Origin of the sequence: Leptolyngbya sp. FACHB-1624, from assembly GCF_047649235.1 — a bacterium.
Classification (GTDB): Bacteria; Cyanobacteriota; Cyanobacteriia; order Leptolyngbyales; family Leptolyngbyaceae; genus Leptolyngbya; species Leptolyngbya boryana.
The window spans coordinates 367822-388745 of sequence record NZ_CP180258.1 but is presented as its reverse complement, the minus strand read 5'-3'; the positions used below and the strand labels follow the sequence as shown (position 1 = coordinate 388745).

Genomic DNA, 20924 nt, shown 5'->3' with positions numbered 1-20924 from the left:
ATGACCAGAATTCTTTTAGTTGAAGACAACGAGACCAATCGGGATATGCTGCGTCGGCGGCTAGAACGAAAAGGATTTGATGTAGTTGTTGCAATCGATGGCGCGGAAGGCGTTGCGAAGGCTCAAACTGAACGACCAGACATCGTGTTAATGGATCTAAATTTGCCCGTGCTCGATGGATGGGAAGCAACTCGACAAATTAAAGCCAATCCCCAAACTCAAAAGATTCCAGTGATTGCGTTAACCGCAAATGCGATCGTTGGAGATCGTGAAAAAGCCTTAGCTGCGGGTTGCGATGAGTATGATACAAAACCCGTTGATTTTACGCGACTGCTCGGAAAGATTGATACGCTGCTCCAGCCTTCAGAAGTGCCGTTACCAAAACCACTAGATCCGGTTCCTGATGTGCCCGGACAAGCGATCGCATGGACTCGCTTGCGGCATGATCTAGAGCAACCGATCTATACCATCGTTGGCTACAGTGATATGCTCCTCGATGCACTCGTCGATCAGCAGAATTCAGCGTTCGCGAGCGATCTCCAGAAAATCCATCTCTCAGGTTTACAGTTACTAAAACTGATCCAAGCGATCCTAAATCCAGCACTCTTAGAAGTTCAGCAGCAAGATTGGACAGCCGACCTTTTAGCGCCAGCGTTGCGCCGAGAATTGCTTACCCCCTTGAGTACTATCATGGGCTACTGTGAGTTGCTTTTAGAAGAGTCGCTTTCTGATTTACTGCCAGACCTAGAGCAAATTCACACTTCCGCTCAAGATTTGCTTAGTCTCGTGAACAACCTAGATAGTTTGATGGCTCGTTATCTCGAATCTAGCGAGGAGCGCGATCGCTTTGATCCACTCAATTTCCCACGGAAACAGCGTAAAGCAATTGATCCATCGATTGAAAATAGCCGAGTGTTAGTGATTGCTCATGCGGGCAGTCCAGTATATCGACAACTCGAACGTCAAGGCTACTCCGTCAAAAATGCCACAACCGTAGGGCTGGGTTTGGCAAGCTCGTTTGACTTGATCGTACTGGATAGTCAAACAGACTTGAATGTGCTGGAACAGCTTAAATCGCATGAGTCATGGCAACACATTCCAGTCTTAATGATTGCAGCTCCCGATGAGATGGCGCAGATTTCCCAAGCGATCGCACTGGGGGCAACTGACTACCTGACGAAACCCTTTCCGACCGCTCTCCTCTATGCAAAAGTTACAGCTTGCCTAGAACAAGCTCGAATACGGCATCAATTAGCTCACTACGAAAGCATTGTAGAAGAGTTCAGAGAATATAAGCGGCTCGAAGCAGATCTGAATCAGCAACTCGCAGCATTACAGGTTGAGTTAGAGCAAATCAAGCGATCGCATCAAGCCACAGAAATTGTTCAGACCGACTATTTTCGACAGATCTCGTCCAATGCTGAACCCATTGAATTGAAACCTCTAAAAGTTCTCCTCGTAGAAGACAACGACTTAAACTGCGATATGCTCTGTCGCCGTTTACAGCGACATGGCTATGAAGTTGTGATTGCCACCGATGGCGCAGAAGGAGTCTCGAAAGCGCTCTCCGAACAGCCGCAGGTGATTTTAATGGACATCAGTTTACCAGTAATGGACGGATGGGAAGCGACGCAACATCTGAAAGCAAATGCTGAAACTCGCCACATTCCGATCATTGCCTTGACTGCCCATGCCATGACAGGCGATCGCGAAAAAGCCTTAGCCTCCGGTTGCGATGACTATGATACGAAACCGATTGAGTTGCCCCGCCTGCTCAGCAAAATTGAAGACTGCCTCAAAAGCTCAACCTCTAAATAGCAAATCATGTGTGGAAATTTTGGTTTTTTAGGCAAGCGATTGCCGCAAGATGGCTCCGATTTGCTTCCTGAACGAGTGGTCGAAATCTGTCAGACCATGGGGCGAGAAACTGAGATTCGGGGCGAACAAGCCGGGGGAGGCGTTGTCTTCGCCCGCGATCGTGACGGTCGAGTGATCTTTGTGGGCAAAAAAGTCGTCAATCTCAAGCGACGCAATCTGACGCAGTCTCTGGAACATACCTTTGCCACAACACGCCGCCAAGCGACCAAGAAAGGCGCGAAGCCATTAGACGAAGCCATTGTCGGCATCTGGCACTATCGTTATGCGACTAGCAGCCCTCCAGCTATCTTGGAAACCCATTGGCATGAGTGGATGCCAGCGCGATTTGCGAACGTGTGGCGCGTTGAGAATGGACAATGGATCTGCGATCGTCAACTCGTGAACCATCGCATCACCCACAATGGCGACTTCGACGCTTGGACGATCTTTGATGAATCGATTGAAAATGCTCACCTGGGACTCTGGCTCCAACGGGTACTCCATACACCGAATGCCACGCGGGGAGACTCTCCTAAAATCGCTGGAATGATGGATTTACTCATCACGCAAGGCATGTGGGATGCTTCGCTTCGCCTCGCGTACCAGCTTGCAGTTGCTGAATCGCTTGAAGACGCATTTGGCGGGAAACAGCCCTCGGCATCCGCTCCAAATACAGCCCCAACAGAGGAACAGATTAGCGATTGGAGCGCGATCGCGGAACAGGTCTTTCTCAAACACAAGGACAAACTGCTGCTTCCCTATGCCAACTCAATAGTTGAGCTATCCAGAAAACATGTCAATCAGCTTGAACAAGAACTGCTACAAACCCTAAGCCAGCATAGTTCGATCCGCCAATGGTCTACAGCGAAGCAATCTGCCTGGATCAAAACCGCAGTTCACGTTTTCTTCCACAACAACCTGTATCAAGCCACGAAACTCTTTCTATCGAGAGCTAAGGGCAGCTTTGGTCTCGTCACGGCATCGACACTGAGTGAAGCAACGCTCGTCGTCAGTGCTTGGGGACAACCGATCGCAACCGGATTCAATGTCCAAGACAACTATATGGTCTATGCCTCAGAACCTGCGGCGGTTGATGCAGTCCTGTCTCATATTCCCCGATCCTACCGCTTGGATCTCGACCAAAAAGCTGGAGAAATTGCCTGGGTTGGCGTGGATCACATTACGGTGTACTCCATGCTCGAAGACCGTGAACTGCGAAGTTCAGAACTCGAAGAACGCTGGATTCCTCTGCAAGGTAACTCCTACATTCTGCCGCCCGAAGAACAAGCAACAGATCCGGTTCAGCGAGACATTCAGGAGATTCCCAAGGTTCTAAAATCGATCGAGCTATCCTGGCGCGATCCGACTTCATTCAATCGTCAAACAGCAGACTATTTTGCTGAACTCCTAATTGAGCAGGCGAAAATCTGGGATCATAGGCAACGGGCTACTGTGAATTTCAAGTTAGAACAAGCCGCCGATCTGCCCCGCCTCAATTTAATGATTACAGGGGTTGAAAGTAGTCTTTGGCTGGGAGAGCGATTTGCTGAAGATTTAATCTCACTATTTCCAGCATTGACCGTTAAGACTATCTCTGCCAATCAGTTACTCCAGCGATTGCAGTATGGTTGGAAGGGGCTGCATCTTGGCAAAACCACGATCGTGCTTGCAATTAGTCAGTCCGGGCAAACCTTCCCTACTCTACAAGCCACGAATGCCCTAGAAGAACTGCGTCGCCAAGGTCATATTGGTGAACTCTTCATCCTGACGGGAGAGATGTGTAGCCTGATGGGAACTGCAATTTCCCAGTATTACTATCAAGAATCTAGTTTCACTCGACGTATTTTGATCAATGGAAGTGGACGACGCACCGCAGAACCAACAACGGTTGCTGTCGCTGCGGCTCAAGCCACCTTAACGGAATTCTTGTTGTATCTAGCAAAACGGCTGCGAGAGCGATTTCCAGCACATCAAGGCTGCTTTGGGATGACGTTGACGACGACTGATCTATTGATGCTGGAGCAAACCAAAGATGAGTTTATCCATCGCGCCGAATCGATTGTCGGAACTACGACAAAGGGCGACCTAAACCGCTCTTCCGACTATCAGCAACTCATTCACAGTAGTCGAAAATGGGCATGGCATATTCTCGAAACGCCATTAGTTTGGGGAATTCATGCGCTCTATATTCTCATTACTGTAGGATTGAACGCGCCGCTAGTACAAACTCTATTTCGCGTTCTGTTTAGTCTTGCCAATCTTCCAATACCTGCATTATTGCTCCCGTTACTTACCTTGGCAGACATCCTGATCTACATCTTTGGTCCTTGGCTTTGGAGTTTGGGACTACGCTACATTCAGCACAGATCTCTCTTAGCACGCACCGGAAAACGCACCCTAGTGATTGGAGATGTGCCCTGGATTCATCAACTCCTGAAAGTCTACGTGAGTAAACTCTTTTCGCTCAGCTACGGCATTGCATCGTTAGACGTACATGGTGCAAATCCCCAGGATCATATGCTGCATCATTTCGGTCATCGAGTCGTCAGAGGAACCTTAATTTTCTTAGGAGTGCCCGATGGTCGGCGGAGCTTGCTGCAAAAAGAAGATGAAAATGCAGTGCTCATGACAGGGAAGCAAGCTACTGGAGTCCAACATCTAAATACTGGCGCGGAAATCATTGCATTGGGGCACAACAGCGCGATCGCACATCAAGGCTTTCAGGATGCCATTGTTCTGTCCAGTGACCCGCTGCCTTTGAGGGAAACAGACGATAGCACTGTTGATCGACAATTGACGCTAGAACAACTACGGGAAGCTCGCTTTGGAGCATTTGAGCGATTGTTGGCAAGCTATGTCTTCTTCTGGGCGTTGGCAAAACAGGTTGCATCTTTCCCGCTGCTTCGATATCAACACTGGAAGTCCCAGAGCCGCACCCGCATTATGACGACAGCTGCACCTATTTCCCGCGTCACTCTAGACCTATCCAAGCATCCAGTTGAACGGAATCAGTCCAAGTAAGAATCAATGGGCGCGCTATCAATAGACTTCCTTGTGTGTTGAGAGAAGGTGGCAGACTGATATAGCCCTACCTAGTTGTATTAGGACATATGAATGACAACGAAGCTCGAGACGACAATTGAGATCGAAACAACAGCTAGAAACGTTTCGGTTGTACTGTCTCTTTCTTGGCGGTCTTCGATGCTTCTGTCTCCCATCGCAGTGAATCCTTCAAACTACAAAACTCGCCCCTTCTCCTTGTGAAGCCTGCCAACTGCGCGCATCGTAATAGAGATCCTCTAGCGAAATGCTATGCAAAGCCTGCCGCAATTTCTGATGCAAGCGATTCCACACGCTAAATGCCACCCAATCTTCCGCTTGAGCCTCGTCGGGTGTGTGATGCGGCAAAGGATCAATGCTTTCACCCACTGCTGCTAGAATCTCTCCCAGCGAAATCTGGGAAGGATGCCGCGCCAGTTGATAGCCTCCATGTGCGCCGCGAATCGAAACGACTAATTCTGCGCGCCGCATCTCAATCAAGAGCTTTTCTAAATAGGGAGCAGGGAGATCCTGTCGATCGCTAATTGCTTTCACCGAAGCAGGGCCATACTCCGGCTGAAAACAGAGATCTAAAAGGGCTTTCACGCTGTAATGTCCGCGTGTGGTTAGCTTCATTGAGTCAGATTAAACGCACAGTCTTTATTCTAACCGCGCAGTTTCATCAGCTCTTGAGGACTCGCATTCAGTTTGATGCGAGTAAACGTAATCTCTTGATTGTCATTGAGCGTGAAAAACCACGTGACATTGACTGAAAACATCGGCATTTGAACTTTTCCAGTAATTTGATAGTCGGTTGTTTCAGGAACCGCGATTCCTTCCCGTGGAAAAGCTTGTAATCCTACGGCCTCTCGTTGAAGATAATCCGCGATCGCACTTCGTCCCACGATCGGTGATTCAAACGGCGCTTGCATCGCTCCTTCTGGATCAAATAATTCGCTCGTTGTCTCGAATTCGCCCGCGTTCAACGTTGCAAAGTATCGCAAAATCGTGGGGTGTGAAATGCCTTCAATCTCCATAGAATTTCCCTCGTTTCAGTCAAACTAGAATAGAGAAGCTGCGAAAGAGATGTCATGACGCTTACGGAAGAAATTAAGCAAAAAGCGATCGAGCTAGGATTTCACAAAGTTGGAATTGCATCGGTGACTGATCCGGCTCAAAGTTCTGCGATTCAGGCTTTGCAGAATTGGCTCGATCGCGGATTTCAAGCGGACATGGCGTGGATGGCAAATCCGAAACGTCAGAATATTCGCGAACTCGTTCCAGATGCGCGATCGATGATCTGTGTTGCTTTGAACTATTACACTGCGCAGCAGCGACCCGCAGGCAAGGAATATGCAAAAATTTCTCGCTATGGTTGGGGACGAGACTATCACCGAATTTTGCACAAAAAACTGAAAGCCTTCTCGATCTGGCTCGAACAAAATGGAGCGCAAACTCGTTATTTTGCCGATACTGCTCCCGTTCAAGATAAATTTTGGGCACAGCAAGCAGGACTCGGCTGGATTGCGAAAAATGGCAATCTGATTACTCGCGATTATGGGTCTTGGGTGTTTCTCGGTGGTGTTGTCACCAATTTAGATTTAGCGATCGATCAACCTCATACCCAGCATTGCGGAACCTGTACTCGTTGTATTGACGCTTGCCCTACCGATGCAATCACAGAACCATTCGTAATTGATGCCAATCGCTGCATTGCGTACCATACGATCGAGAATCGGGCTGAGAATTTGCCAGAGATCGATCTCAAAGGATGGGTCGCAGGTTGCGATATCTGTCAGGATGTTTGCCCTTGGAATCAGCGGTTTGCTCAAGAGACAGATGTCGAAGACTTTCAACCGCGATCGTGGAATATTGCTCCGACTTTGAAAGAATTAGCTGAAATTTCCGAAGCAGAATACGATCGACGATTTACCGGATCAGCATTGCGACGCATTAAAATTGGCATGTTGAGACGAAACGCGAAGGCAAATTTGCGCGAATGATCACAGGTGTAAGATAGAGATAATAGAAGTTTGATCAGGCTCTCCCTCACTCTGGAAAAGACGATAGCGAAACACCCCTACTCAATTCGTTCGGAAATTCGCATCAAATTTTTCTGAGTGAGAGGAGCAAGTTTGTTAGCCTATAGATACAGGAAATCGGGCATTCTTAAGATGCCAAATAGAATATCGACGCTATTTTTTACGAGGGGATGAGCGAGTGGCTGCAACAAACTTCAAAGATTATTACCAAATTTTAGGGGTGAGCAAATCCGCAAGCGCTGATGACATTAAGAAAGCGTTTCGTAAACTCGCGCGCCAATATCACCCTGACGTAAACCCCGGCGATAAAGCAGCCGAGGCAAAATTTAAAGAAGTCAACGAAGCGAACGAAGTTCTCTCTGATCCCGATAAGCGCAAAAAATACGACCAGTTTGGACAATACTGGCGGCAAGCGGATCAAGCGGGTGCATCTCGATCGACTTCCACCTCGCGATCGCCATTCAATACAGGCGGTTTCGATGATGTCGAATTCGGACGATATGACAACTTCGAGGAATTTATCAATGATTTGTTAGGAAAATCGCCCTACGGACGGACGGGCGATCCTTTCCGCAATGCAGGATATCGTGCTCCAGGCGGTTTTAGTACCGACGAACGCGCCTCAACTGGCGAAAATCTGGATATCGAAGCTTCGATTAAGCTGACCTTTGCAGAAGCGTTTAACGGAACTGAAAAGCGGCTCAGCGTGAACAATGAGGAGATTAACGTCCGGATTCCAGCGGGTGCAAAAGCGGGCAGTAAAGTAAGAGTCCGTGGGAAAGGTCGTTTCAGCCGATTCTACACAAGTCAGCGCGGAGATCTCTATCTCACGGTGGAAATGTTGCCGCATTCGTTTTTCCAATTCGATGCTGATGGCAATCTTGTTTGCGAAGTGCCGATCTCGCCTGACGAAGCAGTGTTGGGCGCACAAATCGATGTCCCGACTCCGGATGGAAATGTTGTGGTGAACGTTCCAGCAGGCGTGCGATCGGGGCAATCCTTACGCTTACGCGGCAAAGGATGGAAGAATCAAAAAGGCGATCGCGGCGATCAAATGGTGAAAATTACGATCGCGCCTCCGAAAGAATTAAGTGCGATCGAGCGTGAGGCATACGAAAAGATTCGGGATAATCGCAGCTATGATCCCCGTAGCGCCATCAAAGCCGTGAAGCTTTAAGAGTGGAGGTTTCGACTGCCTACAGAGATTCCGAATTCTGAGTGCAGTCGAAACCCAATTCTCAACGATGAACTCAGCTCAATTGATCGATCGCGCTTAATAACGTCTCAACGCTGGCATTGTGATCGAGAAACGAAAAGAGATGTTTGTATCTGAGAATGCCTTGACGATCAACTAAAAATTGAGCAGGTAACGGCGCACCCAAAGCCTGTCCAGTCTGGTATCGACGAAACGTTTTACAACTGGAATCGCTAAGCAAAGGAAACTGTAATCCCAAGTCTTCAACGACTTTTTTACTTTGTTGCTCGTCGGTACTGGTGATCATGAGAATTTCGACTTGTCGATCGCTAAACTCCTGATACTGCTCATTCAACGCCTTGATATGGGGAAAGCAAAACGGACAATATTGCTTCTCTGTAAAAATCCTTGTAAATGCTAAGAGCACAGGTCGATCGTTGCGATAATCCGACAATTTCACGCGACGAGCATTTTTAATATCTGGCAGATCAAACTCTGGAGCCGCCTGTCCCAAAGCAAGCGAATTTGTCGCCGGGATCGGCATGAAATTCTGGAAAAATCGCGGATTGATTAGACCACTGAAATCAGTAGATGTCAACATTGTTCAGAATTGTGCAGTAAAAAGTGCAGTAAAAAAGAGGGTGAAATTCACCCTCTATTATGAACGGATTAATCAATCCTTAGATTGCTGCGAAGTACTCTTTCGACTTCACAGGGTCAGGATTCATGGTTTGATCACCAGGCTTCCAACCTGCGGGGCACACTTCATCCGGATGCGATTGAACGTATTGAATCGCTTGCAGTGTCCGGAGAGTTTCATCAACGCTGCGACCGAACGAAAGGTTGTTAATCGTGGAGTGCTGGATTACACCATCTTTGTCGATGATGAACAAGCCGCGCAGTGCAATTCCTTCATTCGGATCGAGCACGTTGTAAGCAGTGCTGATTTCTTTCTTGATGTCCGAAACCAACGGATAGGTCAAATCGCCAACTCCGCCTGATTTACGATCGGTTTGAATCCAAGCCAAGTGTGAGAAGGGGCTATCGACCGATACGCCAAGGATTTCAGTGTTGATCGATTTGAATTCTTCGTAGCGATCGCTGAATGCGGTAATTTCAGTCGGGCAAACAAAGGTAAAATCGAGCGGGTAGAAAAACAGCACCACATATTTGCCGCGATAGTCGGACAATTTGATGTCTTTGAATTCCTGGTCGATCACAGCAGTCGCTGCAAAGTCAGGAGCCGTTTGACCAACGCGCAAGCATCCTTCTTGGGTCATGGGATTTTTTCTCCTTGCAAGAGTAGCAATTCGTAGTAAAGATTACGAAACAGTTACAACTATATCATAGTCATTACGATTTTGACCTGCGATATGTTTTCCTCTGAAATTGACGCTGCAATTGCGAGACTGGAATCCCAGAAATCCGCTTGGCGAAACGTCGGAACTCAAGCCCGAATCGATTATCTGAGGCGCTGTATGACAGGCGTGATGGCAGTCGCAGAGGATTGGGCGATCGCGGCTTGCGAGGCGAAGGGGACAGATTCAGTCGGAGAAGAATGGCTGACGGGATCGGTGACAACGTTAATGACGTTGCGGGCGTTGATCAGAACGTTGGAAGGGCGACAAGCAAAGATTGAGCAGGGAATTGCCAAAGTCTTTCCGGATAATTTGCTCGATCGATTACTTTGGCTCGGATTTCGGGGAGAAGTTTGGACAGAAAGCAGTTCTCTAAATTCCCCACAAGTGAGGAACTTTGAACCAGGAATTTCTCTGGTCTTAGGAGCCGGAAATGTTGGCTCGACTCCTCCAATGGATTTGCTCTATAAGCTATTTGCAGAGAATCAAGTCGTTCTGCTCAAAATGAATCCTGTGAATGAGTATGTGGGGAAATTTTTAGAGCAAGCTTTTGAGCCATTGATTACCGATGGATTTTTGCAAATTGTGTATGGCGGTTCCGATTTAGGAAGTTATCTCTGTCAGCATCCCAAAATTGATTCCATTCATATCACTGGATCGCATCATACGTATTACGCTATCGTGCAATCTCTCCCCCAACCGAAACCGATCACCTCTGAGCTAGGCTGTGTCACGCCCGTGTTGATTGTTCCAGGAGAGTGGTCTGAATCAGATCTCAAATTTCAAGCGCGTCATGTCGCGAGCATGGTGGCTCATAATGCCAGCTTCAATTGTGTCGCTGCGAAATTGTTAGTAACTGCGAAGGGATGGAAATTGCGCGATCGCTTTCTCACGCTGCTCCGCCAAGAATTCACAAAAATTCCGAGCCGCAAAGCTTACTATCCTGGTGCACAGCAACGATATCAAAACTTTCTCGATCGCTATCCTCAAGCTGAAATTTTCGGAACTCGAACCGAGGAAATTGTCCCTTGGACATTGATTCCAAACGTCGAAGATGACTATGCTCTGAGGATAGAAGCTTTTTGTGGAGTGCTAGCAGAAGTGAGTTTGGACGCGGCAACTGCAACCGAATTTCTCGATCGAGTCGTTCCATTTGTGAATGAACAAGTCTGGGGCAACTTGTCTTGTGTGATTTTGACGAAAACAAACGTCGATTCAGCGATCGCAAAGTTGAACTATGGCGCGATCGGAGTCAATGTCTGGACGGGTGTGATCTATGCCTTGCCTGATTTTGCCTGGGGTGCTTATCCTGGCAATGATTCAGATGATATTCAATCGGGTCAGGGCTTTGTCCACAATGGTTATCTGCTTGCACATCCTCAGAAATCTGTCTTATATGCACCGTTCCGAATTTTTCCGACTCCGTTCTGGTTTGCCGATCATCGCAATTTAGCAAATTTTGCCAAACGAGCCGCAGAACTCCAAATCACGCCGACCTGGAGTAAATTTGCTCAAGTGATATTTGAAGCGTTACGAGGATAGTTTTCGATAATGATTGCCCAAGTATTGATTATTCTGTTTAGTTTTCTTAGTTTTTTTATTTCGATTTGGGTTGTCATTCCTGCTCCAATTTTTTCGCTATTACCATTAAGTGTTGGCGCACCAGAGATTAGTCACTGGTTAATTGTGACGAATGCGATCGCAGCTTTCCTGGCATTTGTCCGCCTCAAATCTCTGCCCATTTTTATCGCAATGTTGTTTGCTTTGAGCTTAAGCTTACTGCCTGCATTGCAATTTCCCACCACAGCAGAACGCGCCGAAATTGCAATGCAATCAAAGCTCAGCGACATTCCATCTTCACCCAATTTTCGATCGTCACCGTTCAATGTTTTAGATGCATTTCAAGGAATTCCCCGATCTCAAGTCCGTCGCACACTCGATATTCCAGTTGCGAATCTCGACAATGTGCAACTGACGATGAATGTTTATCGTCCGAATAGAACCGGAGAGAATCCGGCGATCGTCGTGATTTACGGAGGAGCCTGGCGATCAGGAAGTCCAAATTCTAATGAACAGTTCAGTCAATATATTGCAGCACAAGGATATACAGTTTTAGCAATCGATTATCGTCATGCTCCAGAATATAAATTTCCCACTCAAATTGAAGATATTAAAACTGCATTAAAATTCATTCAACAACATGCCGACGAATACGAAGTGAATCTCGATCGTATGGCAATCATGGGACGTTCTGCAGGCGGACATTTAGCAATGTTAACGGCTTTTGCACTCGATGCTTTTCCGTTCCGCGCCGTTGTCAATTACTATAGCCCCGTCGATCTGACCGATGGTTACAACAATCCTCCATTTCCTGATCCGATTGACAGCCGAACTGTTTTACGAAATTTTCTCGGTGGTACACCCCAAGAATTCTCGGATCTCTATCGTCAGGCATCGCCTTATCAAACTGTGCGATCGCATCTCCCCCCGACTCTACTCATTTACGGTGGACGCGATCACATCGTGCAGTCAAAATTCGGACGTGCAATGTATGAAAAGTTAAACCAAAATGGCAACATTGCCGTATTCATTGAAATACCCTGGGCAGAACATGCTTTTGATGCAGTTTTCAATGGTATTAGCAATCAATTAGCGCTTTATCACACTGAACGCTTCCTAGCGTCTTGGCTGAAGTAGGGCAAAAGAAGATCACTTCTGTTGATCTTAATCTACAGACCTCGATCGCTTGGTAAGATCAGCAAACTGCCATTTTTTAAGAAGGGTTTTATGTCTTCTGTGATTCCTGTCTCGCTGCCGCAAAATTCTTATGACATCGCGATCGCATCGATTGCTGAACTCGGAGATCGTATCCAGCCGCTTTCCAAACTGGGTAAAAAAGCGCTGATTGTCTCGAATGCAGCAATTTTTAAGCAGTACGGGCAAACGGTGACAGATTCCCTGACACAAGCAGGTTTTACCGTCAGTTCTTGCTTATTGCCCGCAGGAGAACGGTATAAAACACCCGCCACCTTGCAAAAGATTTATGACGCAGCTCTGGAAAATCGATTAGAGCGATCGTCGGTGATGATTGCCCTCGGCGGTGGCGTGATCGGAGATATGACTGGATTTGCAGCAGCGACTTGGCTAAGAGGAATTAATGTCGTACAAGTGCCGACATCGTTACTCGCAATGGTAGATGCGGCAATTGGTGGCAAAACGGGTGTGAATCATCCTAGAGGGAAGAATCTAATTGGCGCATTTCATCAGCCAAGATTAGTGTTAATCGATCCAGAAGTGCTGAAAACACTGCCTGCCCGAGAATTTCGAGCGGCGATCGCGGAAGTCATCAAATACGGCATCATCTGGGATGCAGAATTGTTTGAAATGCTGGAACAGGCAAAACGATTAGATCAAATCCGTGCCGTTGGAGATGAACTGGTTCGAGAAATGTTAGTGCGATCGGCGAAAGCAAAAGCACATGTCGTTAGCAAAGATGAGAAAGAATCAGGATTACGAGAAATTCTTAACTATGGGCATACGATTGGACATGCGATCGAAAGTCTGACGAATTACAAAGTGATCAATCACGGTGAAGGAGTTGCAATCGGAATGATGGCAGCCGGATTGATTGCGGTAGAAATGGGATTGTGGGATCGAGCAGAATGCGATCGTCAGAAAGCTTTAATCGAAAAAGCAGGATTGCCCACTCAAATTCCAGGAGGATTCGATCGTTCAGAAATTGTGCCGACTTTACAGGCAGATAAGAAAGTAAAAGACGGAAAAGTTCGATTCGTCCTGCCGCGCCAAATCGGGACGGTTATTGTCACAGATCAAGTTGCACCCGATACGATCGAAAAAGTACTGAATTCAATAGACCTGTTGCGTGATCCGTGAAATTAAAAATGAGCACTTCGATGCTCTTCGAGTTTGTGTTGAGGTAGGGCGGCTCTCGCGGTGCAGGTTAACCAACCCTCCCTCAATATGCAGACTATGCGATTGGTTCTTCGCCCACAGCAACCCAGCGATTATGATGACTGGATTGCTGTGCAAAAAAGGTAACAGCTTCCACGTAAAACCAAACCATTCAAGACATTTTGTTCCCCTACAACGAGGTGTTACAGAAAGGCCTGAACGTCTCAATAAACAGGATGACTTAGAAATGGAATGGAATCATAAACAACGGCAGAAGCACGATCGATAATCCCATCCACACAAAATAGCTCTGCGGTTCCTCACTCTCTGTCTCATCTAGCAAAGCATCGATTCGCTCATCCAGACGTGTTCCGCTCAACGCTGCAATCCAAGGTTCAGTCTGCATTTGAGAAGCAGACACGATCGAGAACAATGCTTCAGCGAGTAACAAACCATCCGTCTGCCGAGCTGCCCAACGATCTGCCCGTAGCTCTCGCAGCAAAATCAATTCCTGCCACAGTGCTTCCGTATTCGGGAGCCATGCGGTTAGCCGACGCAATCCACCCAACCAAAAGAACCAAAATGTATCCCGATAATGTCGATGCGCCTGTTCATGAGTCAGCGTGACTTGCAAATGCGATTCGTCTAGCGTTTCTAATAAGCTATCACTCACAACTAACTCAGGATTCCAGAATCCGATCTGAGCAATGTACGGTGTCGAATGCTCTAGTAATCGAACGGGTATTTCTAAAACCGTTTCTTCTGGCATTTGCTTCACTTGCTGAAACGATTTCCGAGCTTGCCAAGCTAACTGAGCAAAGAGAAAAACGGCTACCATGAGAAACCCGATCGCAATTCCATAACTTCCCCATCCTTCGTGCCAGCGCATCATCTGACCGCGCGGTCCCATACACAGAATCGCGATCGCACTTGTAATCAACAACAAAGGCGGAAACAGAAATGCACCTAGTGTCGTCTGCCAGCGGGTATTCCAGCTTTCCGTTCGAGCGCGCCAAGCCCATCGAACCGCGATCGCCAAACTGAGCGCAACGAGTAGCAACATCAAATGCATTATCGTTCCTCCCGTTTTTGACGAGCCGCTTTCAGCCGTTGTGCGATCGCGTCTAGCTGATCGCAACTCGCTTGATCCAAACTATCCGCAAACGCTGCCACAATATCTGGATTCGTTACGGCTAGAAACTGATTTAATTGTTCCATCGCTTGCAGCGCTTTTGCCTCAGATTGAGACACGATCGCCGTCCAAGTGAACGAGCGATTCTGTTTATTGCAGGCAAGCCAGCCTTTCTTCACTAATCGATTGAGAACGGTTGTCACTGAAGTGTAGGCAAGTTCGCGATCAGGATCGGTCAAAATGCGATCGTGAACATCCTTCACAGTCACCGTTTCAAGTTCCCAAACGATGCGAAGAATCTCAGCTTCTAAAGGACCGAGCGAGAGTTGTTTCGGGCGATAGTCTGGAAGCGAAGCCATCTGTGACAATTCGAGAAGTTCAAAAAGGATCATACCTTGAGATTACGAGATCGAGAAAGCTCTGTCTGCTGTAAGAAACTGGCTTCGACTTTTTGCTAAACGAGTCCCTGACTGATGTGCGGGGCTTTTTTCAAACGATATCGCATCGGCAAATTGTAAGGTTTGCTTAACCAAGAGTGGGGAGTAGGGAGTAGGAAGAACCCAAACTTAGATTTCTCCCTATCTCCTTATCAGATTCATTGTGGTGAACGAGTACGCGAGACTTAAACCACGATCGCAAACTTTGCTGCTAATTCCCGCATTGCCGAACTTAGTACAGGCTTGTGATTTAACCACTGGTAAAACGCTTCTTGGCTCTTCGCGATCGACACCCCTAAGCCGAGTTGCCCATTCAGCACTACCAACCGTTCTAACCGCCGAATCTGAGGCTCTACCGTTTTCAGATCAGCCTCATTCAGCACCATCCACAACGATCGCTCAATCAAGCGCTGCAAAATCTCGCGGGCTTCCGGTTGCTGCATCTGACACCGTAAATGCGCCGCCTCAGTTGCGATCGCTTCCAACTGCCCCAAATGCATCAGACTGGCATTCCACTCATCCATATCTTGTTCGAGCGATCGCAGGGTTAGCAACAAGCGATGCCCGATCGCAATTTCTGCTGCGACCTGCAACTCTCGTGGCACAGGCAATTCATCCCGATGAAACGCCATGAGCACACCATAGTTATCGCGATACACCTGCGTGTAAAGCTGATCCAACCGCGTCAGAGTTTCCTGGCTGAGCAACTGCATCATCCGATGCCGCTCCTCTGCAAAGAGATCTTGCAGACTGTAGGCAGCTTCTCCAAATGTCTGATTCATCTTCAGAATCGTCTGAGCCGCACTGCCTTGAGCCAGCGTTTCAAATACCTGCTCTTTCACCTGCGTATAGCTTCGTCGTCCAGTAAACGGCTGAATACAGCAATAAAAATCCCATCCGCAAAGATGCAGCACCGCAAAAATGAAATGCCGACTTTCGCGAGTAATTTCTGAAGTTAATTGCAACTGCCCGATCGCTAAAGTCACAGCTCCCATCCGTTGAGCCTGATAATCTAACTGATTCGCCGTATAGCAGTAAACCCGCTCCTCACGTGCATAAGACGTAAACAGTGAACTGATCGCATAGTGTGCCGCCACTTGTTCAAACGAAATCTGGGCTGGAATCACTAACTGCCGATAAACTTCCGCTCCATTTTTGAAACAGTCAACATTACTCGGAGCCGATGTCAACCGCTTGGTAAATCCTTTCTCAAGCTGAATTCCAGACACATCTCCAGCCAGTTCTAACGCGCGCGCCGCATAGCGTAAAATCTGCGTTCCTTCTGGTCGAGAAAGCTCCTCAAAAAACCAACCACAACTGGTATACATCAACAATGTATGTCGCTGCATTTCGAGTAAGCGTACCGCATCTAATCGCTCACCATTGCCTAACTTCTGCACCTGATGCTTGGCAAGAAACTTCGATAAATTGCCGCGATCGCGGATCACTTGAATATATTCATCCCGCGCTGCCCAAGGATCATTAAACAGCTTCTTGCCTTCTTCTTCGTAAACTCGAATCAACTGATCCCGCAACCAATCGAGTGAATCTCGTAGCGGTCGTCTCCAGTGTTGATGCCATTCCCCACCCCCACCACAGCCACAATTCTCTTGCCAACGATCGACTCCGTGCGCGCAGCTCCAAGCCGTAACAGGCTTCAATTCCACTTCCCAAGTGGGGGGATTAAGACTGAGATAATGCGCGAAATTCGTCACCGTCCAATCTCGACGCGGAAATTCCTCAATAAACGCATACGCCAAACATTTCTCGGTTCCGCCCTTGTGATGCCCGAATGTTTCTCCATCAGTCGCCACCGAGATCAACTGAGTCGGACGATGATCCCCGCGCACAGCCTGTCCTAAGCGCCCTGCAAGATGATGCGAACTACTGAGCGCAGTATCAAATCCCATATCGCGAGAAATGGGGCCGTCATAAAAGAAGATATCTAGGTAAGGAGAACTGTGATCCCCAGGATTGAGAAAACAGCGATAAGGACGGGTGGGATCAATTTGTCCACCGCCGACTTCTTGCCAGTCTGCATCTCCAATTGCTCGACATCGCTCTGCCTGAGAAGGAGCCAGAATCGTAAACTTAATTCCCTCTTCAATCAACGCTTTGACCGTGGGGTAATCGATCGCCGTTTCTGCTAACCACATGCCTTCAGGATCGCGTCCAAAGTGTGAGCGAAAATCTGCTTTCCCCCAGCGAATCTGAGTTCGCTTATCGCGCTCATTTGCCAAGGGCAAAATAATGTGGTTATAGACTTGAGCGATCGCATTTCCATGCCCGTTCAATCGCTCACAGCTTTTGCGATCGGCTTCGACAATCCGTTGATACACCTCAACGTCATGCCGCTCAATCCAACTCATCAGCGTCGCGCCAATGTTAAAGCTCAAATACTCAAAATTATTGACGATCCCCAGTAACTCACCAGACTCGTTTAGCACTCTGGCAAATGCATTGGGGCGATAGCATTCGTAGTGAATCCGCTCATTCCAATCGTGAAACGGTGCAGCACTGGGTTGCCGCTCGATCGCATCAAGATAAGGATTCTCGCGGGGGGGCTGATAAAAGTGACCGTGAACCGTGACGTAAACCCCAATTGCAGTTTCTAGGGGATCCGTCGATCCATCAGACAAACGAGTTGAAACATCAAATGAAGTCATTGAATCAATTTCCACATTAAAAGTGCGTTTACGCTGCATCCGAACAAGGGCGTAAACAGAACGGGTCAAACTTAGAAAACTTAGTGAGGTGGAGGCAGCCTTGCATAGAGATTCAGGAATGCGCTCGATCGCAAATTTCCCTGCTTCAACAATAACAAGCCTAAAAAAACACAATCTAACTCATCACCAACGTCTATTCTGACCAAAATGGGTGCTCAGAGCTAGATTGTGATAACGCTGATGTGACAGCGGAACGACAAATCGAATGGCTGCGACCCATCATTCTGCAATCATCTGTATCGATTCAACCGCATTTTGCACTCCATTTCACAATTTTTTAAGATCCCCGCACGGGAGTTAACATCTTCGCGACGAATCTCAACGCTTCGTTACCTCTCCCATCTCCCTACTCTCTATCTCCCCACTTCCCACCCTCAATTCCTCGATCAAAGAAGAAGAATCGTGAGTATCCTATTGAGAGAAATTTCTCATTCTGGAACCCGAATGTCAGTCAAAAACATCATTTTTACAGTGCTACTGGTGATGATCCCGGTTTCGATCGCAGCCCACTACCTCGAATGGGGATCGCTGATCGTTTTCGCCACTGCTGCTGCTGCAATTTTGCCACTCGCAGCCTGGATGGGGACAGCAACAGAAGAAATCGCTGTTGTGGTCGGTCCCACGTTAGGTGGCTTGATGAATGCCACATTTGGCAATGCTACCGAATTGATTATTGCGCTCGTTGCCCTGAATGCAGGGCTGATCGATGTGGTCAAAGCCAGCCTCACAGGCTCAATTATCGGGAATCTGCTGCTGGTCATGGGTTTATCGATGTTGCTCGGCGGACTCCGTTACAAAGAGCAAGAGTTTCAACCGATCGTCGCTCGCGTGAATGCGTCTTCGATGAATTTGGCTGTGATCGCGATGCTGCTTCCTACTGCGATGAATATTACGTCTGCCGGGATTTCAGGAGATGTTTTACAAAAACTGTCGATCGCAGTCGCGATCGTGCTGATCACGGTCTATGCCCTGACCTTACTCTTTTCCATGAAGACTCATACGTATCTCTATGATGTCGGCGTCGCAGAGAACGAAGAATCTGCTGAGTCAAATCTCACTCATAAAGAACCGCACGAAAAGCCCAATCTTGTGTTGTGGTCGATCGTGCTTTTAGTCTGTACCGTCCTAGTCGCGATCGAGTCTGAACTGCTTGTCGATAGCTTGGAAGAAGCAACCGCAAAATTAGGATTAACCGCGCTCTTTACTGGGGTCATCTTGCTCCCGATCGTGGGAAATGCCGCAGAACATGCCACAGCAGTCACAGTCGCAATGAAAGACAAAATGGATCTGTCTGTCTCAGTTGCCGTAGGCTCAAGTTTGCAGATTGCGCTATTTGTGGCTCCAGTGCTAGTGATTGCAGGCTGGTTTATGGGTCAGCCGATGGATTTGGACTTTAATCCTTTTGAATTAGTTGCCGTTGCCGTTGCGGTTCTAATTACGAACTCGATTAGTTCGGATGGACGATCAAATTGGCTCGAAGGCACGTTATTACTGGCAGCGTATTTAGTGCTGGGATTAGCATTCTACTTCCATCCGGTCATAGTTTAGGTGTGATGGCACAACGCATTCGATTGGGCGGATCGATTGAATGCGTTGTAGCAGAACAAAATCTGTCACAGAACAAATTCATCTCTTGAACAATCTCATCCACTCTTTTTTAAGCCTGTATAAATTAACCAGGTTGATCCGGATCACAATCTAGAAACCCGGAAAGAAACCAATAAGTCTGGTAGTAAAAAATATGTGAAGCACACACCGTATTTCTGTATGAAATCCGTGTGAAGTGACTCAAATTACACTGAGCTTTCACGGATTTCGTTACTATAAACCATACTTTGACCTTGCCCCGGTCGAGTTTACTGAAAAATCACATGACGCATTTTGTTCCTGAAAACTGGGGTTGAGGGCTACGGAAGTTATGAATACTGGGTCAATCTATCACGGTCGCAGCATTTCGCAAGAAGAAGAACGGCTTTATCATCATCTTTTACACCTTGTTCAAACTGAGCCGCCGCATCGCCTGATTGAAAGATTTCGGCTCTTATTTATCGAAGGCACCGGATATCCTGATCCAGAACTTCAAAAAACCGTCGATCTCTTAATCCAATCTCCAAGCGCAGCGCAAAATTTCCGCTTCGTTCTCAATCGCTGCTGTCACATTTTGATCAATCGGTGGCAATCTCGCCCGCATCAGTACGAAAAAGTGGCGGAACTGATCAGCTTGTTCGAGTCTAAACCGAGCCGCCCGATTGCAGGAGATTTTTCGCGATCGCGCTTAATCAATCGACAACGACAAATCACTCAGGCTTTCCAGCATACCGAGCAATACCTGACCCTGAAACGGCTATCGAGCGTTCTTCTCCCCGAACTGACTCCTGCTGAATCGCAACCTTTCGGAACCCTAATTCGCCGTTACCCATATCTCTACGAGCATTGTCTTGTCACTGAAGGAACCCCAAACGTCCAAAAAGCCTCGATTCGCCAGCTTCAAGCCGAACGCCAGAAGCAGTTTGAACTAGATTTATCCAAATATGTCACGTACCAAGTGCGTCGAGCATCGAGCAACCGCGTGATTCATCCCGTCGAAAATCCAACGTTGTTAGATGATCGATCGCTCAGTTCAGCGTTACATCAATTCACGGGGAAAATTGACGGAAACTATACCTGTAAAGACGTTGCGAAGCGGTTTTCCGTGCACTGTCAGCAAGCCAAATCCTACAAGCATTTCAAAGCTGACCTGTACCACTATCTGACTGATGCAGTCAATCCAGCTTATGGAAATCGTCACTTCAATCAACAACTTGGGCAGTTTCTCAAACAGACCTATTCAGAAAGTGAAAACCAGCCGCTGAGCGATTTTCTGATGACGCGGACTTGTAGCCAATTGCTGAATTTCCTCGTCATTGACAGTCTGCAGCAACCGCAGCATTTTGTCTTCATCGATCTGCTCTCCAATCTGGGCGCAACTGCAACAACTCGTCTGCTGCTGCAAATTGTTTTACTCTGTCAGCGCGTCAAACCTTATCTAGAAAAGCGATTTTCAGTGTTATTCCATCACTATGAAGGCTACAGCCGCGATCGCGTTCAATGGCTGGTCGCGGCAATGGAAAACTTACAATTGGCACTGAGTACGAACTTCAGCGATTTAAATTTATGTCTTGTTCATCAACTCGTGCGCTGAAGACGAGAATTTGTGTTAACCTGCTCAATGGTAGGTAACTCATTC

16 protein-coding genes are annotated in these 20924 nt (G+C 47.5%); 9 read left to right on the top strand and 7 right to left on the bottom strand.

Features of this window, described 5'->3' with window-relative positions:
- Positions 1 to 1818 carry a response regulator gene (locus ACMUEV_RS01750; protein WP_190649573.1) on the top strand — a complete coding sequence of 606 codons (1818 nt, stop codon included), beginning with the start codon at positions 1 to 3 and terminating at the stop codon, positions 1816 to 1818.
- Between the two features lie 6 nt (positions 1819 to 1824).
- Positions 1825 to 4878 carry a hypothetical protein gene (locus ACMUEV_RS01745; protein WP_190649574.1) on the top strand — a complete coding sequence of 1018 codons (3054 nt, stop codon included), beginning with the start codon at positions 1825 to 1827 and terminating at the stop codon, positions 4876 to 4878.
- A 210-nt stretch (positions 4879 to 5088) separates the two neighbouring features.
- On the opposite strand, the gene ACMUEV_RS01740 is transcribed toward ACMUEV_RS01745, so the two are convergent.
- The gene (locus ACMUEV_RS01740) at positions 5089 to 5532 is read right to left on the bottom strand and encodes an Rrf2 family transcriptional regulator (protein WP_190649575.1); all 444 of its coding nucleotides are present in this window, start codon (positions 5530 to 5532) and stop codon (positions 5089 to 5091) included.
- 29 nt (positions 5533 to 5561) lie between these two features.
- Positions 5562 to 5933: a nuclear transport factor 2 family protein gene (locus ACMUEV_RS01735; RefSeq protein ID WP_190649577.1), complete on the bottom strand. Its 372-nt coding sequence runs from the start codon at positions 5931 to 5933 to the stop codon at positions 5562 to 5564.
- A 54-nt stretch (positions 5934 to 5987) separates the two neighbouring features.
- On the opposite strand from ACMUEV_RS01735, the gene queG reads away from it, so the two are divergent.
- Both queG and ACMUEV_RS01725 read left to right on the top strand, forming a co-directional pair.
- Positions 5988 to 6899, top strand: coding sequence for a tRNA epoxyqueuosine(34) reductase QueG (queG, locus tag ACMUEV_RS01730; protein WP_190649579.1), 912 nt, complete (start codon positions 5988 to 5990; stop codon positions 6897 to 6899).
- 217 nt (positions 6900 to 7116) lie between these two features.
- Positions 7117 to 8115 (top strand): DnaJ C-terminal domain-containing protein, encoded by a 999-nt coding sequence (locus ACMUEV_RS01725; RefSeq protein WP_017291024.1) that lies wholly within the window; start codon positions 7117 to 7119, stop codon positions 8113 to 8115.
- Positions 8116 to 8188: 73 nt separating this feature from the next.
- On the opposite strand, the gene ACMUEV_RS01720 is transcribed toward ACMUEV_RS01725, so the two are convergent.
- Both ACMUEV_RS01720 and ACMUEV_RS01715 read right to left on the bottom strand, forming a co-directional pair.
- Positions 8189 to 8734 carry a peroxiredoxin family protein gene (locus ACMUEV_RS01720; RefSeq protein ID WP_190649580.1) on the bottom strand — a complete coding sequence of 182 codons (546 nt, stop codon included), beginning with the start codon at positions 8732 to 8734 and terminating at the stop codon, positions 8189 to 8191.
- Positions 8735 to 8813: 79 nt separating this feature from the next.
- Complete coding sequence (locus ACMUEV_RS01715) at positions 8814 to 9413, bottom strand: peroxiredoxin (protein WP_017291026.1); 600 nt, start codon at positions 9411 to 9413, stop codon at positions 8814 to 8816.
- 93 nt (positions 9414 to 9506) lie between these two features.
- Here ACMUEV_RS01715 and ACMUEV_RS01710 point away from each other — a divergent pair, with 93 nt between their 5' ends.
- From ACMUEV_RS01710 to aroB, 3 genes are all read left to right on the top strand, one after another.
- Positions 9507 to 11033, top strand: coding sequence for an aldehyde dehydrogenase family protein (locus ACMUEV_RS01710; RefSeq protein ID WP_190649582.1), 1527 nt, complete (start codon positions 9507 to 9509; stop codon positions 11031 to 11033).
- Positions 11034 to 11042: 9 nt separating this feature from the next.
- Positions 11043 to 12188 (top strand): alpha/beta hydrolase, encoded by a 1146-nt coding sequence (locus ACMUEV_RS01705; protein ID WP_190649584.1) that lies wholly within the window; start codon positions 11043 to 11045, stop codon positions 12186 to 12188.
- A 90-nt stretch (positions 12189 to 12278) separates the two neighbouring features.
- On the top strand, positions 12279 to 13385 hold the full coding sequence (gene aroB, locus ACMUEV_RS01700; RefSeq protein ID WP_017291029.1) for a 3-dehydroquinate synthase: 1107 nt from the start codon (positions 12279 to 12281) through the stop codon (positions 13383 to 13385).
- 259 nt (positions 13386 to 13644) lie between these two features.
- On the opposite strand, the gene ACMUEV_RS01695 is transcribed toward aroB, so the two are convergent.
- The 3 genes from ACMUEV_RS01695 to ACMUEV_RS01685 all read right to left on the bottom strand — a co-directional run bounded on the left by ACMUEV_RS01695 (position 13645) and on the right by ACMUEV_RS01685 (position 17638).
- Positions 13645 to 14475, bottom strand: coding sequence for a M56 family metallopeptidase (locus ACMUEV_RS01695; RefSeq protein ID WP_190649587.1), 831 nt, complete (start codon positions 14473 to 14475; stop codon positions 13645 to 13647).
- A complete protein-coding gene (locus ACMUEV_RS01690; protein ID WP_026148998.1) occupies positions 14475 to 14894 on the bottom strand; it encodes a BlaI/MecI/CopY family transcriptional regulator in 420 nt (139 codons plus the stop codon). Before ACMUEV_RS01690 ends, ACMUEV_RS01695 begins: the two co-directional genes overlap by 1 nt.
- A 263-nt stretch (positions 14895 to 15157) precedes the next feature.
- The gene (locus ACMUEV_RS01685; protein ID WP_242044311.1) at positions 15158 to 17638 is read right to left on the bottom strand and encodes a DUF3536 domain-containing protein; all 2481 of its coding nucleotides are present in this window, start codon (positions 17636 to 17638) and stop codon (positions 15158 to 15160) included.
- 504 nt (positions 17639 to 18142) lie between these two features.
- On the opposite strand from ACMUEV_RS01685, the gene cax reads away from it, so the two are divergent.
- Positions 18143 to 19246, top strand: a complete 1104-nt coding sequence (cax, locus tag ACMUEV_RS01680) for a calcium/proton exchanger (RefSeq protein ID WP_190649591.1) — start codon at positions 18143 to 18145, stop codon at positions 19244 to 19246.
- Between the two features lie 370 nt (positions 19247 to 19616).
- Positions 19617 to 20879 (top strand): hypothetical protein, encoded by a 1263-nt coding sequence (locus tag ACMUEV_RS01675; protein ID WP_017291034.1) that lies wholly within the window; start codon positions 19617 to 19619, stop codon positions 20877 to 20879.
- The last annotated feature ends 45 nt before the right edge of the window (positions 20880 to 20924 follow it).

Excerpts from the sequence above, each read along its gene's own strand:
- ACMUEV_RS01750 (WP_190649573.1), top strand. The coding sequence starts at position 1 with ATGACCAGAATTCTTTTAGTTGAAGACAACGAGACCAATCGGGATATG.
- ACMUEV_RS01745 (WP_190649574.1), top strand. The coding sequence starts at position 1,825 with ATGTGTGGAAATTTTGGTTTTTTAGGCAAGCGATTGCCGCAAGATGGC.
- ACMUEV_RS01740 (WP_190649575.1), bottom strand. The coding sequence starts at position 5,532 with ATGAAGCTAACCACACGCGGACATTACAGCGTGAAAGCCCTTTTAGAT.
- ACMUEV_RS01735 (WP_190649577.1), bottom strand. The coding sequence starts at position 5,933 with ATGGAGATTGAAGGCATTTCACACCCCACGATTTTGCGATACTTTGCA.
- queG (WP_190649579.1), top strand. The coding sequence starts at position 5,988 with ATGACGCTTACGGAAGAAATTAAGCAAAAAGCGATCGAGCTAGGATTT.
- ACMUEV_RS01720 (WP_190649580.1), bottom strand. The coding sequence starts at position 8,734 with ATGTTGACATCTACTGATTTCAGTGGTCTAATCAATCCGCGATTTTTC.
- ACMUEV_RS01715 (WP_017291026.1), bottom strand. The coding sequence starts at position 9,413 with ATGACCCAAGAAGGATGCTTGCGCGTTGGTCAAACGGCTCCTGACTTT.
- ACMUEV_RS01710 (WP_190649582.1), top strand. The coding sequence starts at position 9,507 with ATGTTTTCCTCTGAAATTGACGCTGCAATTGCGAGACTGGAATCCCAG.
- ACMUEV_RS01705 (WP_190649584.1), top strand. The coding sequence starts at position 11,043 with ATGATTGCCCAAGTATTGATTATTCTGTTTAGTTTTCTTAGTTTTTTT.
- aroB (WP_017291029.1), top strand. The coding sequence starts at position 12,279 with ATGTCTTCTGTGATTCCTGTCTCGCTGCCGCAAAATTCTTATGACATC.
- ACMUEV_RS01695 (WP_190649587.1), bottom strand. The coding sequence starts at position 14,475 with ATGCATTTGATGTTGCTACTCGTTGCGCTCAGTTTGGCGATCGCGGTT.
- ACMUEV_RS01690 (WP_026148998.1), bottom strand. The coding sequence starts at position 14,894 with ATGGCTTCGCTTCCAGACTATCGCCCGAAACAACTCTCGCTCGGTCCT.
- ACMUEV_RS01685 (WP_242044311.1), bottom strand. The coding sequence starts at position 17,638 with ATGACTTCATTTGATGTTTCAACTCGTTTGTCTGATGGATCGACGGAT.
- cax (WP_190649591.1), top strand. The coding sequence starts at position 18,143 with ATGTCAGTCAAAAACATCATTTTTACAGTGCTACTGGTGATGATCCCG.
- ACMUEV_RS01675 (WP_017291034.1), top strand. The coding sequence starts at position 19,617 with ATGAATACTGGGTCAATCTATCACGGTCGCAGCATTTCGCAAGAAGAA.